Annotated in this window: 16 protein-coding genes and 1 tRNA gene; 9 read left to right on the top strand and 8 right to left on the bottom strand. The window is 67.8% G+C overall.

The features are described 5' to 3' along the window. Positions 1-779 precede the first annotated feature (779 nt). The 4 genes from leuD to AB7O82_RS25800 all read right to left on the bottom strand — a co-directional run bounded on the left by leuD (position 780) and on the right by AB7O82_RS25800 (position 5,311). Complete coding sequence (gene leuD / locus AB7O82_RS25815; protein ID WP_428554505.1) at positions 780-1,415, bottom strand: 3-isopropylmalate dehydratase small subunit; 636 nt, start codon at positions 1,413-1,415, stop codon at positions 780-782. Positions 1,416-1,430: 15 nt separating this feature from the next. Further along, on the bottom strand, positions 1,431-2,828 hold the full coding sequence (gene leuC / locus AB7O82_RS25810) for a 3-isopropylmalate dehydratase large subunit (protein WP_428554503.1): 1,398 nt from the start codon (positions 2,826-2,828) through the stop codon (positions 1,431-1,433). 348 nt (positions 2,829-3,176) lie between these two features. Next, complete coding sequence (locus tag AB7O82_RS25805) at positions 3,177-4,340, bottom strand: CobW family GTP-binding protein (RefSeq protein ID WP_428620507.1); 1,164 nt, start codon at positions 4,338-4,340, stop codon at positions 3,177-3,179. Then, complete coding sequence (locus tag AB7O82_RS25800) at positions 4,337-5,311, bottom strand: CHAD domain-containing protein (protein WP_428555735.1); 975 nt, start codon at positions 5,309-5,311, stop codon at positions 4,337-4,339. The genes AB7O82_RS25805 and AB7O82_RS25800 overlap by 4 nt, the downstream gene beginning before the upstream one ends. Positions 5,312-5,509: 198 nt before the next feature. Here AB7O82_RS25800 and AB7O82_RS25795 point away from each other — a divergent pair, with 198 nt between their 5' ends. Both AB7O82_RS25795 and AB7O82_RS25790 read left to right on the top strand, forming a co-directional pair. Continuing rightward, positions 5,510-6,025: a flavin reductase family protein gene (locus AB7O82_RS25795; protein WP_428555732.1), complete on the top strand. Its 516-nt coding sequence runs from the start codon at positions 5,510-5,512 to the stop codon at positions 6,023-6,025. A gap of 84 nt (positions 6,026-6,109) precedes the next feature. Continuing rightward, positions 6,110-6,184 (top strand) — tRNA-Gln (locus tag AB7O82_RS25790). 59 nt (positions 6,185-6,243) lie between these two features. Here AB7O82_RS25790 and AB7O82_RS25785 read toward each other — a convergent pair. The 3 genes from AB7O82_RS25785 to AB7O82_RS25775 all read right to left on the bottom strand — a co-directional run bounded on the left by AB7O82_RS25785 (position 6,244) and on the right by AB7O82_RS25775 (position 9,616). Then, positions 6,244-6,444: a DUF5131 family protein gene (locus tag AB7O82_RS25785; RefSeq protein ID WP_428555729.1), complete on the bottom strand. Its 201-nt coding sequence runs from the start codon at positions 6,442-6,444 to the stop codon at positions 6,244-6,246. A 21-nt stretch (positions 6,445-6,465) separates the two neighbouring features. Then, the gene (locus AB7O82_RS25780) at positions 6,466-7,164 is read right to left on the bottom strand and encodes a hypothetical protein (protein ID WP_428555726.1); all 699 of its coding nucleotides are present in this window, start codon (positions 7,162-7,164) and stop codon (positions 6,466-6,468) included. A gap of 109 nt (positions 7,165-7,273) precedes the next feature. After that, positions 7,274-9,616, bottom strand: coding sequence for a type IA DNA topoisomerase (locus AB7O82_RS25775; protein ID WP_428620506.1), 2,343 nt, complete (start codon positions 9,614-9,616; stop codon positions 7,274-7,276). Between AB7O82_RS25775 and AB7O82_RS25770 the strand changes: the two genes are divergently transcribed. From AB7O82_RS25770 to AB7O82_RS25740, 7 genes are all read left to right on the top strand, one after another. Further along, on the top strand, positions 9,597-10,853 hold the full coding sequence (locus AB7O82_RS25770; protein WP_428620504.1) for a DUF4129 domain-containing protein: 1,257 nt from the start codon (positions 9,597-9,599) through the stop codon (positions 10,851-10,853). The genes AB7O82_RS25775 and AB7O82_RS25770 overlap by 20 nt on opposite strands. Then, positions 10,837-11,316, top strand: a complete 480-nt coding sequence (locus tag AB7O82_RS25765; protein ID WP_428554859.1) for a hypothetical protein — start codon at positions 10,837-10,839, stop codon at positions 11,314-11,316. The genes AB7O82_RS25770 and AB7O82_RS25765 overlap by 17 nt, the downstream gene beginning before the upstream one ends. Continuing rightward, complete coding sequence (locus tag AB7O82_RS25760) at positions 11,313-12,269, top strand: AAA family ATPase (protein ID WP_428554857.1); 957 nt, start codon at positions 11,313-11,315, stop codon at positions 12,267-12,269. Before AB7O82_RS25765 ends, AB7O82_RS25760 begins: the two co-directional genes overlap by 4 nt. A 3-nt stretch (positions 12,270-12,272) precedes the next feature. Then, positions 12,273-13,550, top strand: a complete 1,278-nt coding sequence (locus tag AB7O82_RS25755) for a DUF58 domain-containing protein (RefSeq protein WP_428554854.1) — start codon at positions 12,273-12,275, stop codon at positions 13,548-13,550. A gap of 8 nt (positions 13,551-13,558) precedes the next feature. After that, positions 13,559-14,053 (top strand): hypothetical protein, encoded by a 495-nt coding sequence (locus AB7O82_RS25750; protein ID WP_428620502.1) that lies wholly within the window; start codon positions 13,559-13,561, stop codon positions 14,051-14,053. Between the two features lie 182 nt (positions 14,054-14,235). After that, a complete protein-coding gene (locus AB7O82_RS25745; RefSeq protein ID WP_428620501.1) occupies positions 14,236-14,850 on the top strand; it encodes a tetratricopeptide repeat protein in 615 nt (204 codons plus the stop codon). Beyond that, on the top strand, positions 14,847-16,280 hold the full coding sequence (locus AB7O82_RS25740) for a FecR family protein (protein WP_428620499.1): 1,434 nt from the start codon (positions 14,847-14,849) through the stop codon (positions 16,278-16,280). The genes AB7O82_RS25745 and AB7O82_RS25740 overlap by 4 nt, the downstream gene beginning before the upstream one ends. A gap of 44 nt (positions 16,281-16,324) precedes the next feature. Here the strand turns inward: AB7O82_RS25740 and AB7O82_RS25735 are convergent. Then, positions 16,325-16,514, bottom strand: a 190-nt coding sequence (locus tag AB7O82_RS25735; protein ID WP_428620498.1) for a hypothetical protein, incomplete at its 5' end; no start/stop codon positions are given.

Genomic DNA, 16,514 nt, shown 5'->3' with positions numbered 1-16,514 from the left:
CCGGGCCGCCCGGGCCGAACGGCACCACGATCCTGACCGGCTTGCCGGGCCATGCCTGGGCTGCCGCCGGCATCGCCGCCGCCGCGGTGCCGGCGACCAACAGACTGCGTCTTGCGATCCTGCGCATTGATGTTCCTCCCTTGGCTCCACGTCGTCGAGCGCGCGGTTGAGCCGAGTCATGGCACGGCGATGCAGGCAGCGCCACCGCCATCGGACCTCGAGCACTTTCCGCAGCGCCCAATTCGGGCGAGCTGGTGGAACCGCGACCGGCTCCATCAAATCGGCAAGGGCTCCAGGCGGCTTCCGCCAACTCGAGTCGGACGCGCTTGCCGACGGCGTGCGGGGCTTTGACCAGATTGGCGAGCGACACCTGATCGTTGGCCGGATCGAGGATCCGATCGAGCTGCGCGCGGCTTGTCTTCAGTCGCTTTGCGAGCGCGACTTTGGAGACTTTCCGCTCCTTCATCGCTTGTGGAGCTGCCACGCCATGACCCGCTTGATTGCTTTTGCGGTCGCCTCCTCGAGTTAGCCCTCTTCCTCGAGAAACGATTCAAAGCTCGATTCATGATGTGGGTTGGCCTTGTTGGTCTTGGCTGTCTTGCGCTTCATCTTTCTGCCTCCAGGTAGCGAGCACGGTGAGCTTTGGCTACGGCAAGATCGGCTGCCGGCAATTTCTGCGTCGTCTTGATGAAGCCGTGCAGCAAGACGAGGAATCCTCGTGGGCTCACCGCAAGTGGTGCAGAAGGTCAATCGATCGTGTCGCTCCCGTTGCGTCGCTCTCACGCCGCCGGGTAGAGCCACGGCGTCGCGGCGCGGGCCTTGGTCTGGTGGGCGGCGATCTCGGCTTCGCGGGCGAGCGTCAGCTCGACCTCGTTCAGGCCCTTGAGCAGCGACTCGCGGCGGATGCCGTCGACCTGGAACGTGATGCGCCGGCCGCTCGGCGTCGTCACCGTGCGCGCCTCGAGATCGACGGCGAGGCGCGGCTCGCTGTTGCTGCCGGGTCGCGTCGCCGCCTCGAGCTCGCCTGCGATCGCCAGGACCTCGCTGCGCGGCAGCTGGATGGGCAGCACGCCGTTCTGGAAGCAGTTGTTGAAGAAGATCGGGCCGAACGACGGCGCGATCACGCAGCGCACGCCCATGCCCATCATCGCCCACACCGCGCCCTCGCGGCTCGAGCCGCAGGCGAAGTTGCTGTCGGCGACGACGATCTCGGCCCCGCGATAGGCCGGCTGGTGCAGGAAGAAGTCGGGGTTCTCGCTGCCGTCGGGCAGGTAGCGCCACGGCTCGAAGGCATAGGGGCCGAGCTCGGCCTGCGCCACGTCGCGCAGGCGATGGATCGGGATGATGATGTCGGTGTTGACGTCCTGGCGCATCAGCGGCGCGGCCTTGGCGTCGAGAACGGTGAAGGCTTTCATGGATCTCTCCCGCGCTCAGAGGCTGCGCACGTCGGCGATGTGGCCGGCGATCGCCGCCGCCGCAGCCATCGGCGGGCTGGAGAGATGGGTGCGCCCGCCCGGCCCCTGGCGGCCGACGAAGTTGCGGTTGGAGGTCGAGACGCTGCGCTGGCCGGGCCCGATCGTGTCGCCGTTGACGGCGAGACACATCGAGCAGCCGGGCTCGCGCCATTCGAAGCCGGCGTCGAGGAAGACGCGGTGCAGGCCCTCGGCCTCGGCTTGGCGTTTGATGTTCTCCGAGCCCGGCACGACCCAGGCGCGCACGTGGCCCGCCACCTTGCGGCCCCTGGCGACGGTCGCGGCGTCGCGCAGGTCGGACAGGCGGCTGTTGGTGCACGAGCCGATGAACACCCAATCGACCCTGGTGTCCTGAATAGGCACGCCGGGCCGGAGTCCCATGTAGTCGAGCGCGGCCTGCATCGCCTTCTGCTTGTCGGGGTCGGGTGCGGCGGCTGGATCGGGAATCCGCTCGGTGACCGGGATGACGTGCTCGGGGCTGGTGCCCCAGGTGATCTGCGGCACGATCTTGTTCACGTCGACCGTGACCTCGGCGTCGAACACCGCGTCGGCGTCGCTGGCGAGGCCGCGCCAGTCGGCGAGCGCCTGGTCCCATTGCGCGCCGGCGGGCGCATAGGGCCGGCCTTTCAGGAAGTCGAAGGTGACGTCGTCGGGCGCCACCATGCCGATCTTGGCGCCGAGCTCGATCGAGAGGTTGCACACGGTGAGGCGGCCTTCGACTCCCATGTCGCGGATGGCGCTGCCGGCATACTCGACGGCGTAGCCGGTGCCGCCGGCCGCGCCGATCTGGCCGATCAGGTGCAGGATCATGTCCTTGGGCGTGACGCCGGGCGCGCGCTTGCCGTCGAACGTCACGCGCATCCGCTTGGGCTTGGGCTGCACCAGCGATTGCGTCGCGAGCACATGGATCACCTCGGTGGCGCCGATGCCGAAGGCGATGGCGCCCATGCCGCCATGCGTGCAGGTGTGGCTGTCGCCGCATACCAGCAGCGTGCCGGGCAGGCTGACGCCCTGCTCGGGGCCCATGACATGGACGATCCCCTGGCCGGGCTCGCCGAGATCGAACAGCTTGATGCCCCAGCGCCTGGCTTCGTCGCGCATGTGATAGAGCCGCTGGGCGTATGGCTTCAGCGTCTCGTGCGTGCGCCCGGGCTCGGTCGAGACGACATGGTCGAAGGTGGCGAAAGTGAGATCCGGGTTGCGCACCCGGTAGCCCGCGTCCTTGATCGCCTGCAGGCCGCGGCCGCCGCCGTCGTGCATGAGATGGCGGCTGATGTGGAGGAGCGCATAGCCATCGCCGAGATCGGCGATGACGTGGCGGTCCCAGATCTTGTCGAACAGGGCTTGTCCGGGCATGGCGTCGTCTCCTCCTGCACGATCTTCCGCCGCGCGCGGGCAAGTCCATCATCTTTTTCGCGCGCCGACAACGGCTCACTCAGAGCAGCGAAAGGACGAGCCGCAAAGCTGAGGTTCGGGCGGAGGGGCATGGCTGGGAGCGCGCCACTCCGATGGCGCTCATGCGATGTGTGGCCAGCAAGAAGAGCGCTATCGGAGTGGCGCGCTCCCAGCAAAGAAGCGAGGTCGATGGGAAGAGTTAGCGCCTGTGAGCGCGCCATTGATGGCTGAGCAGCATCCGCCAGAGCGGTGCTCTTCTTGTTGGCCTCACATGAGCGCCATCGGAGTGGCGCGCTCCCAGCGAAGAGCTCAGGCCTTGGCTTCGTCCTGGCCCCAGCCCTTCTTCTCGGCGTCGAAGAAGGAGGCGAAGACCTTGCGGATGGTGCTCTCGGCGATGTCGCGGGTGATGAAGACGACGCGGCTCTTGCGGTCATCGCCCTCGGGCCAGGCGTCGAGCGTGGCGGGCGGATGGAAGACGTGCTGCACACCGTGGATGACCACCGGCTTGTCGGTGTCGCGCACGTTCAGAATGCCCTTCATGCGCAGCAGGTCGGGGCCGCGATAGGTCACCAGGGCGTCGAACGCCGCCGCCACCGTCGACCAGCTCATCGGCTCGTCGAAGGTCATGCAGAAGGCGCGGATGCGGTCGTCGTGGCGGTTGACGTTGTGCGGATCCTGCTCCCCGTGCCCATGATCGTGCCCATGCTCGTCGCCGTGGCCGTGGTCGTCGTGGCCATGGCTGTGATGATGGTGGTGATGGCCGCCACCATGTTCGTGGCCGTAGGCCTCCTCGTGCAGCCAGCGCTTGACGTCGGCGCTCTTGGTCTCGGGATTGTAGAGGCCGGCGTTGAGGATCTCGTTGGGATCGATCTCGCCGCCGGCGATGGCGTGGAACGGCGCGCCTGGATTGAGCTGGTGCAGGCGGCCCTTGAGCTCGCCCAGCCTGGGCGCGTCGGCGATGTCGGTCTTTGTGAGCAGCAGCCGGTCGGCGACCGCGGCCTGCTTCACCGCCTCCTCGTGGTTGTCGAGCGTGCTGGCGCCGTTGACGCCGTCGACCGTGGTGACCACGCCGTCGAGCCGGTAGCGCGAGGCGAGCAGCGGGTCGGTCATCAGGGTGTGCAGGATCGGCGCCGGGTCGGCGAGGCCGGTGGTCTCGACCACCATGCGCTTGAACGGCGTTACCTCGCCCTTGCTGCGCTTCAGGAACAGCTCGCTCATGGTGCGCACCAGGTCGCCGCGCACCGTGCAGCACAGGCAGCCCGAATTCAGCGTCACCATGCCCTCGTCGTTCGACTTCTCGACCAGCAGGTGATCGAGCCCGATCTCGCCGAACTCGTTGATGATCACCGCGGTGTCGGAGAGCTCCGGCCGCTGCAGCAGCTTGTTCAGCAGGGTGGTCTTGCCGCTGCCCAGGAAGCCCGTCAGCACGGTGACGGGGATGCGCTGCTCGGCGGCGTTCTGCGTATCGCTCATTCCTCGATCCTTCGTAGCCTGGCCACCCCCGGTGCTTCGAGGGTCGCCTCGCCGCCGCCGGACGGCGGTGGCGCGACCCGCAGGGCGGCTGGTGCCGGCGCCTGCCAGAAGCACTCGGCCTTGCCGAACGACTTCCACGTCTCGCCAAGCTTGCGGCGGCGACGCTTGTCGCCCCCGGAGGCCTGCCTGGCGAGGACCTTGAGCGCCGCCGCCACGTCCTCGTTGGGACGCGCCGCGGTGGCGAGGTCGGCCAGCATGTGTTCGGCCATGGTGCGATCGTTCAGGGCGCCGAGCGCGCCCTGCAGGCGCGTCGTCGCCTCGATATAGGCCTTCGCCCGGGCGCGTGCCAAGGGCGGCCCGGCGAAGGCGGGATGCAGAAACTCGGCGGCATAGCGCAGCTTCTTCACGGCGATGCGCAGCCGGTGCAGGCGCTCGGCGTCGAGCGCGTGCAGCTTGCGGCCGCGCCGCTCGACCTTGTGGTGACGGTCCTGCAGCACGCCGCGGGCGAAGCGGTCGAGCCGCTGATCGGTGTCGGCCGGCGGCAGGGCGATGAAGGCCTCGAGCTGGGCGTTGAAGCCATCGAAGCGGGCGCCGGCGAGGGCCGCCCGGGCGCGCTCAAAATGGGCCTGCGACAGCCGGTTGGCGATGCGCTTGACCGAGGGCGGCACGTCCTCGACCGACTCGGTCATGAACACGTGGAGGTCGCGCGCCGGACCGCATTCGCCGGCCAGCCATTTGGCCTCGGCCGAGAGGGCGCGCACGACCGGGCCATCGACCGCGCTCTTGAACAGGCCGAAGGCGGCGCGCAGCCGGCGCAGCGCCACCCGGGTCTGATGGATGCCGATGGGTCGGCGGCTGGCGAGCACGATGGCGCGGTACTTCAGCAGGTCGTCGTGGCAGCGGGCCACGATATGGCGCAACGCGACATCGGGAGCGGTATCCGGAGCGAGGCCGGTGTCGGGCGAAGCCATGCAGCGCCAGACGGTAGCGCCCCACGGCGGCCGGGCAACCGCAATCTGCGACGTTTCGGTAAAGCTTTTATGTCAACATGGCGACTGCGAATTGGTCCCTCTCGGGCGATTTCGCTGCCCGGCCCATCGCTTAGGCCCGGGCCTTCGGTCATCGTTTCCGGTGGCGGGGGGTGGCCGGCCTGCCTTAAAGTCGCACCCATGAGCATCGATCCGGTGGCCTTCAAGAAGGGCATGCGGCACCTTGCGGCGAGCGTCACCCTGATCACGACGCGTCACCGCGAGCTACGCGGCGGCCTCACCGCGACCGCGGTCTGCTCGGTATCGGCCGAGCCGCCGCAGATCCTGGTCTGCGTCAACAAGACCGCCAGCGCCCACGACCCGATCGGCGAGGCGGGCTTCTTCTGCGTCAACATCCTGGCGCCGTGTCATCGCAAGCTCGCCGAGCGCTTCGCCGGCATGGACGGCGTCGAGGGCGACGAGCGCTTTCACGACATGGGCGAATGGTCGACCCTCAGCACCGGCGCGCCGGTGCTGAAGGGCTGCCCGGTATCGTTCGATTGCAAGCTGGTGACCCGCGTCGCCGCCGGCACCCACACCATCTATATCGGCGAGATCGTCGATGTCTGCCTCGACCCGGCGGCGATGCCGCTGCTCTATGCCGACGGCACCTTCGTGCACGGCGAGCACCTGAAGAAGGCAGCGCAGGCCGCCTGACGGGAGCCGCAAAGAGGGGCGAAGCGGGGTTGCGCGTCCGCGCCAACCCACTATGTTCGCGCCCGCCCCGATCGGGGGCTCTGCTGGGGCGTAGCCAAGTGGTAAGGCAGTGGATTTTGATTCCACCATTCCCAGGTTCGAATCCTGGCGCCCCAGCCAAACTCAATGCTTGTCGGCGTCGTGCCGGCCTCGGGGCTTGGAATCTTACTCCGCAGGCGTCAAAGCGTGCTGGCTCCGTTTCGGGTGAGGCAGCTCGTCCCACGTCCGGCCCTCGAGGGTTCTTCCGGCGCGCTTCTTCTGCACGCCGCCCCGGCGAGGCGCATGGCGTAACAGTTGGTACAGCCAGGGGAGAGGACCGTGCAGCCGGCGACCGGGTTCCAGGTCGCCTCGGTCCATTCGATGGGTGAGTTGGTGGCCATCACATTGTCTTTGTCGAGCCGTCACCTGACGGCGACCGCAATGGCCAGAAACTGGTCGGATATCTCTCGTGCGGTGAGCTCGCGCAGGCGCTGGTTTTCCGGCCAGGGATCCAGGATGACGATCTTGTTGAGGCCGATCGGGCCGCTCTGGAAGAGCTCGTTCTGCTGATAGGTCGCACCGACGATGACGGTGGCATGGCCGGCGGCCAGATTGATGAGGGGGCAGCCGTTCTGCAGTTCGCGAATGAGCTCGCGCGCGCCGCCGGAGCTCGCCCACATCTTCTCGATGTAGCCAGCCGGAGGGTTGTTGTCGTTGCCCGACGATATCGCGATCGCCATGCCGGCCTTGGGCAGCATGCGTGCGGAGGCGCTGAAGGGCACGCCGCGCCAATCCCGCCATTCGCCGGTTATCGTTTGCACGATCTGATGTACGTTCGCGCCTTCGCATTTGTAGGAGTTGAACAGCCGCTTCACGGCGGCCTCCTGCGCCACGCCTTTGCCGAGCGTCGAGAAGACCATCTGGATGCACGCCGCCCAGCACCAGCTGTCGCAGTTTTGCGTCGCCGCCACCCCGGGCTTATACGGAAGCGATACCTCGCATGTGCGAATCCCGAAGTTGGGCGGCAGACACCTGGAACCTGCGAGCGCGCCTGTCGGGGAGATCGCTGCGAGAGCGGACATGCCGCCAAAGAGCCTTCGGCGTGAGATCATGGTCTTCACCCATGTGCGATTCATGTAACAAGTACCACTATTCCGGGCAGTCCGGCGCCGGTCAATGGAAGCTTGGGAGACGTATCGTCACCGCCTGCCCCGAGGCGGCAACCAGGCCTTACAGCCAACCCCTATCCCTGAAAGCGGAAAGGTCGACGCCCGGGGGCGCATACCAGCCGTCGCTGCCGTAGCGCGCGCCCAGTTTCTGGGCGACTTCCTTGTTGCCGTAGGGGATCTTCAGCGGCGTCTTCGCGCGGGCATTCTGTGCGGAGGCGCCAGAGGGCGCATCGCCCGGAACGCCAACGATCCTTCTCTTCCCGCGGGGCGCTGCTTGCCCGGGCGAACGCTTTGCGGCCTTTGTGCCCGCGCGGCGTCGTCGCTTCTTCGACGGAGGGCCAAGTGGATCCGGCGGCGCCGGCATCGCGCTCGTGATCTTTGTTGTGCTGGCGATGTTCGGTGCGGTTGCTGACTTGCCCGGCGCGTGCTGCTGCAGAAACGCCCGGCAGATCGCGCCCGATGTCGCGTAGCCCGCGGGCGGTATGATTCGCTGCTGCCGCGCGAGGCTCTCGGCATAGCGCTTCATCGCCGGTGTCGGCGGCCGCGTGTCGCCGTCATTTCCGCGGGCGGCACCGGGGAGAGCCAGGCCGCCCGCCGAAGCGCTCGTCGCCAGTTTGCCGATGATCCGTCGGGCGACGTCGCAGACGGCATCGATGGCCGCCATCATCTCCTGCTTGCCGACGACCACGTCGTCGAGCAGGCACTCGAGCTGCGCCGTCTGTCCCGGATCGACCAGGGTCTGGTCAGCTTCCTTCAGCACGCCGAACAGCTTCAGCCCGGTTTCGGTGGGCACGATGGTCTTGCCCTGGCTGATCAGAAATTCCTGCTTCTTCAAGCCGCCGATGATCTCGGCCCGCGTCGCCGGCGTGCCGATTCCCTTGGCCTCCTTCAGGCGATCGCGCAGGACCTCGTCATCGACGAAGCGCCACGCGTTCTGCATCGCCTCGATCAGGGTGCCTTCGTTGTAGCGGGGTGGCGGCTTGGTCTCCTTGGCCTCGACGATCGGGTCGTGCAGCCGGGCCGGCTCGCCGTCGCGCAGGGTCGGCAGCAGCGCCGCGCCGTCGCCTTTCTCATCGGCCGGTTGCCAGTCCGGGAAGGCCGCACGCCAGCCGAGCTCGATGGGTTGCCGGCCGGTTGCCTTGAACGCGTACCCCTGGACATCGAGCGTCGCGGTCGTCTGGCGATAGCGGAAGTCCGGCATGAGGGCAGCCAGGTAGGCGCGGGCGATGACGTCGAACAGCTTCTTCTCGTCGAGCGACAGACGCGGCCAGACCTCGCGCAGCGTGTCGACCGTGTTGACGTTGGGAATCACGGCGTGGTGGCTCGCCCCCTCGAGCCCCTTGTCGTGGAACGTTCCGCTCGCCCCGCGGCGAATCACGGGCGGCGTGGGGACAGGAATGTTCCTGAAGGATTGGCCGACCTGGAGGCCGGCCACGATCCGGGGCACGTCCGCGATCAGGCTTTCCGGCAGGTAGCGCACCTCGGCGCGCGGATAAGTGATGATCTTCTTGCCCTGGCCGTCATAGAGCTCCTGGGCAACCTCCAGGGTCCTGGCGGCGGACCAGCTGAACCGCGCCGAGCAGAGCTTCTGCAGGGACGGAAGATCGTGCAGCCGGGGCGGGCTCTGCCGCTTGTCCTCGACGCGCACGCCGAGCGGGCCTTCGAAGCCTTGCGCGGCAGCGGCGACTGCCTCGGCGACGTCACGGCGGAGAATTCGTTCCTGCGGCGCATGCCGCATCTTGAACTCGCCGCTCGCGATCTTTGCGGTCGCGACCACCTCGAAATAGGTGACGGGAACGAAGTTCCTGATCTCCAGCTCGCGCCTGCAGACGATGGCGAGCGTGGGCGTCTTCACGCGGCCGACGCCGATGACGCCGCGGCCGCCTCGGCCCAGGACCACGGTGGCGGTGCGGGTGAGGGAGAGATTGTAGATCTGGTCGGCCTGCCGGCGCGCGACGGCGGCGGCATAGAGGCGGGCATACTCGGCATTGGGCCTGGCCTCGCTGAACGCGGTTCGGATCGTCTGGGAATCCTGGGCGGTGAAGAGCACCCGCATGACCTTCCCGCGATAGTCGTAGTGCTCGAGGATCTCCTGGCCGATCAGCTGACCTTCACGATCGCAGTCGGTCGCCAGCCAGACGCACGTCGCGGTGCGCAGGGCTTCGTGAATGGCTTTCAGCTTGGCGGCCTTGTTGCCGCCCATCGCCGGGCGCGTCCCATAGAGCCCGTCCGGCTTCAGCAGGATCGGCGACCAGCGCTTCCATTCGGGGACCACTTCCTCCGGCTCGAGCAGGTCGATCAGATGTCCCTCGGCCGGAAGCACGATGCCATAGCGCGAGCCGATCGCCGCGCGGACGTCCTTCGCCTGGCTGGACTTCTCGGTGATGACGATCTGGTCGGCCATTGTAGGCTGGTTGGCGAGATTGAAATATCGGGGCAATGGGGAACATATAAGGAACATTGAAAAGCCGCAAGGTACGGACCAGCTCGACAACCTCAGTTCGCCGATGCGGGAGGGACTTGATGGCCTTCGGTCGATTTCGTTCGTGGAGGCGGGTGAAGATCTGGTGGGATTGAAATTCAATGCGCGACGCAACCTGCCATGGCTTCACCTGACCGGATGCCGCCCAACCGGTCGATTTTGCAACGGCAGCCACTTGCGTCATGCTTCGAGGTGCCGTGCCGATCTTGCTCGCGACCCCGCGCAGGCGAGAGACCGGGGGCGGGGACGTCGAATGGCAGATCAGCAGAATGCACGACCGGACCCTTCAGGGTCGCGACTGAAGGTCGTCCTCGTGGCGGCTGCCCTGGGAGGCCTGCTGCTGGCGGTTGCCGGGACGATGCCGGCTGCGACCGATGGGGAAGGCGTGGCGGGGAGGCTGGTCGTCGAGCTGCCGCCGTGGCTCAGCGTTCCGTTCCTCGTGCTGATGAGCCTGGTCGCGCTGTACATCTTCCTGGTCATGATTCCGGGGATGCGCAGGCGCCCCCGGAAGACCGTGGACCAGCAGGCGTCGCTGGCCCGCATGGCCCTGTTGCTGCTGCTGTTGGCGCCGCTGTGGGCCGGCGTGAGGGATCATCTTCCTGTCGATCTCGGCAGCCTGTTCGGTGGCTTTGGCGGCCTTCTGCCCTCGCTCGCGAACCCGGGAGCGGAGGCGCCGCCCGCCGTTCATTCCGCCGTCGTCGAAGGCATCCTGGAGACGCTGCTGCTGGCGCTCGGCCTGATCGGCTTCGGTGTCGTGGCGTGGCTCTACCTCGCCATCCTGCCGGAGCGCGGCCAGGGGGCGCTGCCGCCCGCCGCCGCGGCCGAGCTGCACGGCGCGGTCGAGGACAGCCTCGACGATCTGCGCGCCATGGCCGACGCCCGGCTGGCAATCATTCGCTGCTACGACCGTTTCGAGAAGGCCCTCGCCGGCGCCGATGTTCGTCGCCCGCCCTGGCAGACCGCCACCGAGTTCATGCGCACCGCGCTCGCGCAGCCGCGGCTGCCGGCCGATGGCGTGCGCGAGCTGACGGCCCTGTTCGAGGTCGCGCGGTTCAGCCGGCACGAGATCGGTGCCGCGCACCGCGAGCGTGCCTGGCGCGCGCTCATGGCGGTGAAGGCCGCGCTGGAAAGCGAGGACGCCCATGCCGCCGCGTCGTGAGCGCGTCTGGCCCGGACTGCTCGGCCGCTACCTCGTGCTGGTCGTCGTGCTGGGCCTGATCGCGACGTCGGCCTATGCGGCGTTCGATGCCGACGACAGGCCGGTCGTCGTGCGGCTCGCGGTGGCTGCCTTCGTCATGGTCGTCCTGATCCACATTCACAGCCACTGGCGAGCCGCGCTCGACTGGGCGCCGCCCTCGAGCTTCGAGCAGGCGCGGCGGCCGGAGCCGGTCGAGCCCAAGGTGGCGTCCGTCCTGGTTCGCCTGCAGCGGCAGGTCGAGCACGGCGTCGGGAGCCGTCGCTTCTTCTCCGAGGTCTTGTGGCCCCGGCTCGTTCAGCTGGGCGAGGAGCGCGGGACGCGCAGCCGCTTGCCCGACGAGCCGCCGCTCGGCCGCTGGCGCAAGCGGGGCCCGTCGCTGGCGGTCATCGCCGAGCTCGTGCGGCGCGTCGCGGGCGAGCGATGAAGGTCGGCGAGATCCAGGCGCGCTGCCAGGGCGTTCTCGATGCCCTGTCGCGCATCGTCGTCGGCAAGGACGAGGTGCTGCGCCAGATCATGGCGGGCATCCTGGCCAACGGTCATATCCTGATCGAGGACTATCCCGGCCTCGCCAAGACGCTGATCGCCCGGCTGTTCAGCCAGGCGCTCGAGCTCCGCTTCAGCCGCATCCAGTTCACGCCCGACCTGCTGCCGGGCGACATCACGGGCAGCTCGATCTACGCGCAGCGCGAAGGCCGCTTCGAGTTCAGGCGGGGGCCGATCTTCACTCATCTGGTGCTCGCCGACGAGATCAACCGGGCGACGCCCAAGACGCAATCTGCCCTGCTCGAGGCGATGCAGGAGCGCCAGGTCACGGTCGACGGGCAATCCTATCCGCTCGAGCCGCCGTTCCTGGTGATCGCGACCCAGAACCCGATCGAGCTCGAAGGCACTTATCCGCTGCCCGAGGCCCAACTCGACCGCTTCCTGATGCGCATCGCCGTCGGCTATCCGGCGCGCGACGAGGAACGCGAGATGCTGCGCCGCCGGCGCGAGCGGCGGCAGGAGCGCGTCGACGTGCCGACGGTCGTGCCGCACGACGTCCTGCTCGCCATGCAGGCTGCCCTCGAGGATGTCTACGTCGAAGCGACCATCGACGAGTACATCGTCGACCTGGTGCGGGCGACCCGCGACGACCATCGCGTCGCGCTCGGCGTCTCGCCGCGCGGCGCGCTGGCCTTGCAGAGCATCGTGCGGGCGGAGGCCGCCTTGCGCGGCCGCGACTACGTCACGCCGGACGACGTCAAGGCGATGGCCGTGCCGGTGCTGGCCCATCGCATCGTGCTGCGCCCCGAGCTGTGGGTCGCCCGGCTCTCGCCGGTCGAGATCGTCGCCGACGTGATGAAGCGGGTGCCGTCGCCCAAGGTCGAAGCGGGCTGAGGCATGCGCCCCTCGCCGCTGCTCGCGCCGCTCGGCATGCTCACGATCCTGGCCCTTGGTCTGGGACTGGCCGTCGGCCGATCGGAGCTCGTCCTCGCGGCCGTCCCGCTCGTCGTGGCATTGCTGTCGGTGCGGCGCCTGGGGGCGGCGTCGGATGTCGAGGTGACGGCGGTCCCTTCGACGACGACCCTGGTCGAGGACGACTGCGTCGAACTCCATATGACCGTCGCCAGCCCGGCGACCGCAGCGCCGTCGATCGAGGTCTTCCTCTCGCTGCCGGACAGCTTCGTCTTCGTCGACGGCACGCGCCATCTCGCGACCAGCCTGAATGCGGGCGACACGTTCGAGCGCACGCTCGTCATCCGCTCGACGGCGCGCGGCCGATGTGTCGTGGGGCCTTTCGCCCTGCGCCTGACGGATCATTCGGGCCTGTATGTCGACGAGGCCCTCGTTGCCTCGCCGGTCGTGATCGAGACCTACCCGCGCGTTCCCGAGATCCGGCATCTGCCACGACCGGCGCGCACGCGCTCCTCGTTCGGCAACGTCGTGTCGGCCCGCCTGGGGACGGGCCTCGAGCCGGGCGACATAAGGGCCTTCGTGCCGGGCGATCGCGTGCGTCACATCAACTGGCCGGTCTCGCTGCGGCTGGGCATGCTGCACGTCACCCAATTCCATCGCGAGCAGAATGCCGACATCGTCCTGCTGCTCGACACGCTGGCGGAAACCGGCGCGCATCCCCATTCCAGCGTCGATGCCTGCGTGCGCGCCGTCACCGCGCTGGCCTCCGGCTATCTCGCCCAGAAGGACAGGGTCGGGCTGGTCGAGTTCGGCGGCTATCTGCGATGGCTGAAGCCGGCGACCGGCCAGCGCCAGTTGACCAGGCTGCTTCAGGCCGCGGTCTCGGCCGACCAGGTGTTCACCCATGCGGTGCGCGATCTCGACTACGTGCCGGCCACGGCGCTGCCCCGGCAGGCGCTCGTCATCGCCATCAGCCCGGTGATCGACGAGCGCTTCACCAAGGCCCTTCTCGAGCTGGCCGGCCGCGGCTACGACGTGGTGCTGCTTGCCGTTTCCGCCGTCGAGCTGACGCGCCGCGTGCTGCCCGACACACCGCTCCACGATGTCGCGTGCACGTTGTGGCAGCTCGAGCTCGGCAACCGCTTGCAGCACCTGAGGCAGAGCGGCATCGCGGTCGCCGAATGGCACCCCGAGGAGCCGCTCGACGTCGCCCTGGCGTCGCTCAGCCGGCGTGTGCCCGCGCGGAGGCCGGCGCAGCGATGAGACGGCTGGTGCCCGGTCTTGCCATCCCCGTTCTCGTGGGCGTTCCTCTCTGGTTGGGAACGTCGTGGACCGTCGATCTGGCCGCGGCAGCGAGCGGCGTTCTCTGCCTCGTCGCGGTGATGCGGGCCAGCCTGTCCTGGGCCACGGCCGGGGCGGCGCTCGCCCTGCTGTCCCTGGCGTTGGCGCGGCCCGACGCGTCCTCGTCGACCGGCGTGCTCGTACTGGTCGCCTTCGGCTCGGCCCTGCTGCTGCTGCTCGATGGAACGCATCTTTGCGACCGCTTCGACGGCGCTGACGTGGCGCGCACCTTGTGGCGTCGTCACATTGCCTTCTGGGTCGCGCGCTGGGCGATCTCCCTCGGAATTGCTCTGGTCATCGCTGTCGCCGCGCCGTTGATCGCGCTCTCGCTGCCGACTCTGTGGGCGCCATTCGTTGCAGGCATTGGCATCCTGGCGGCGTTCGCCGCAGCGGTAGCATGGGCTCGGCGCAGCCTGGGGGGCTGAGCCGAGGGACGCAACGCGCGCATCTCCAATTGCTGCTGGCGCCGAGGGCGTGATGGCATCGCGCGGCCAGCCCATCAGGGGTTCGCCACCGGTCAGGCCCCGGGCTTGATGCGGCCACATTTCTGCTGTTGCATGCTTAACTTGCTGGGGAGCTGGGCGACCGGCTATTGGGGTGTGGGGCTATGCCAGCGTTCAACCAGTTGGTTGTCGCGCTTGTTCGCGTTCACCCTTCATGGATTGTGAATAGGGTGGCGCCGAGCTGCGGCGTTCGCACGGTCGGCGCGCTTGCGCGTTCACGTTGCCGAAGGAAATTCCTCGCCGGATATGAAGGTGTTGGAATGTCGTGTTCCCATTTTCGTTCAACGTGGCTCACGGCGCTCTTCATCGTCCTTGCGGCGGCGGGTCGAGCGAGCATTTGCTCGGCCCAGGCTGCGCCGGAACGCCCGTATCCGCCTCTCTCGACGATGAAATCGCCACTATCCGACAAGTATGCCGCCTACGATGCCGCCTTTCAGCAGACCTTGCTGAGCCCGGCGGATCCCAGGGTATTGACGGCGTTTGCGGCGATCGCCGTGGAGATTGGCAACATCGAAGGCGCGATTTCGGCGCTCGAACGCTTGCTTCTGATCAACGGCGACCTGCCCGACGTCAGGCTGGAGCTGGGGGTTCTCTACTTCCGTCTGGGATCCTACGAAACGGCCGACCTGTATCTGCGAAGTGCAATCGCGTCGCCCAATGCCACGCCGCAGGTCAAGGACCGGGCGGGCCGATTCCTCAAGACGAAGCGCAAGTCATGAGGATCGCCACACCTGTCGGCGCAAGGCGCCCACGCGCGCCGGACACCCCGGTAGCAACGGCTGTTGGCGTGGCACGCGCCGGTCTGTGGCTCGTTGCGATCGTTGCGACTCTTGCGATCACCACGCCTCGGGCGTCAGCCGACGTGGGCAAAGCCTCGGTTGTCCACGGCGAACCGAAAGGCAAGCCTCCCGACCGGGGCGAGCGCATCCTGAAGATCGGCAACGACCTGCAGGCGAACGAACGCGTCACGACCACTGCCAACGACAGGGCGCATGTCGTGTTCCTCGACGGGACCTCGCTGACCGTGGGGCCGAACAGCGTGGTCGTGCTCGACAAATTCGTGTTCGATCCGAACCGCGGCGTGGGTGAGATGAGCTTGTCCACCCTGAAGGGCAGCATGCGCTTCGTCGGTGGACTCGTCAGCAAGACGTCCACGGTCACGGTGACGGCGCCGACGTCGACAATGGGCATCCGAGGCGGCATCGCCATCGTCATCGTCGGCCCCTCGGACGTGACGACGGCGGCTCTGCTTTTTGGCGTGTCGCTCACAGTGACGAGCGAAGGCGTCACTCAGACTGCGACGCCGAACTTCCAGATCACTGTCGAGCCTGGAAAGCCGCCCTCACCCCCGGTTCCCATCCCGCCGGGTGGCCCGATCGTCCTGGCGGCCCTCGATCTGGCCGCTCCATCGTCGCCCGCCGCGCCAGGCGATGCCCAAGGCGCGGCGCAGAGGGTCGCCATCGCTGTGGCGCTGGCCGACTCTGGATTGCCCCAGGTGAATTCGGGCATCAGTCCCGAGGTCGCGATCGCCAACCTCATCGCGCAGCAACAGGCCCAATGGTCGTTCGGCATTGGTGTGCGACTGGGTGCCGGCGCCGGTCCGGCACGAGGTACAACTCCCTTGGCCTCTTCGGGGCCCCTGCAGGGTGGCGATCCGCTGACAGATGGCGGTCCCTTGCATACCATGGGCCCTCTGCAGGCCTCCGGACCCTTGCAGGGCATGGGGCCTTTGATTTCGGCCTTGCCTCTGCAGGACATGGGACCGGTGCCGATACCAGAGCTTCCCGGGACAGTTCCGGGTCAGCTTGGGCCGCTCGTCAGCCTTGCGCCCTCCGACTACCAGCCGCCTTCCCTCACGCCGGAGCAGATCTCCACGCTCGCCAGCGGCAATGTCGCGGCTATCAATCAGCTGGTGGCGCAGCTTCTGACGAATGGGCAGGCGACCCCGGAGACCATTCAGCAAGTCATCAATATCGTTTCGTCGTCCGCCGCCACCCCATTTCCCTCCGCCATCAGCCAACCGACCGGGATCACGGGCTCCCAATCGACAACACCTGGGTCCGATCCGTCTGTCGCCCCCTCTGCGCCATCGTCCGGCGTGTTGCCGCCTGCCGTTTTCCAGCCGACCACTTTCGTTAGCGGCTCGTAACCGGCTCGGCGCCCGGCGACGAAGCGAGCGTGCAGGAGCCGGCGCTACTGCATGGAATAGTCGAAGGGCGAGGGCAGCTCGCGTGTCTTGGGCTCGAGCCGCGCCTTGACGGCGATCTCGACGACGGCGGCCCGGTTGTCGACGAGATAGCGGGCGGCGTTGTCCAAGCCGCCCGCCTTGAACTCGGCGATCAGGCGATCGATTTCCTTCTGCACATCGGCCCGCAGATCGATG

Origin of the sequence: Reyranella sp., assembly GCF_050185545.1 — a bacterium.
Taxonomy (GTDB): domain Bacteria; phylum Pseudomonadota; class Alphaproteobacteria; order Reyranellales; family Reyranellaceae; genus Reyranella.
Note: the sequence above shows the minus strand (reverse complement) of the source record. Positions and strands in the feature narration are given on the sequence as shown.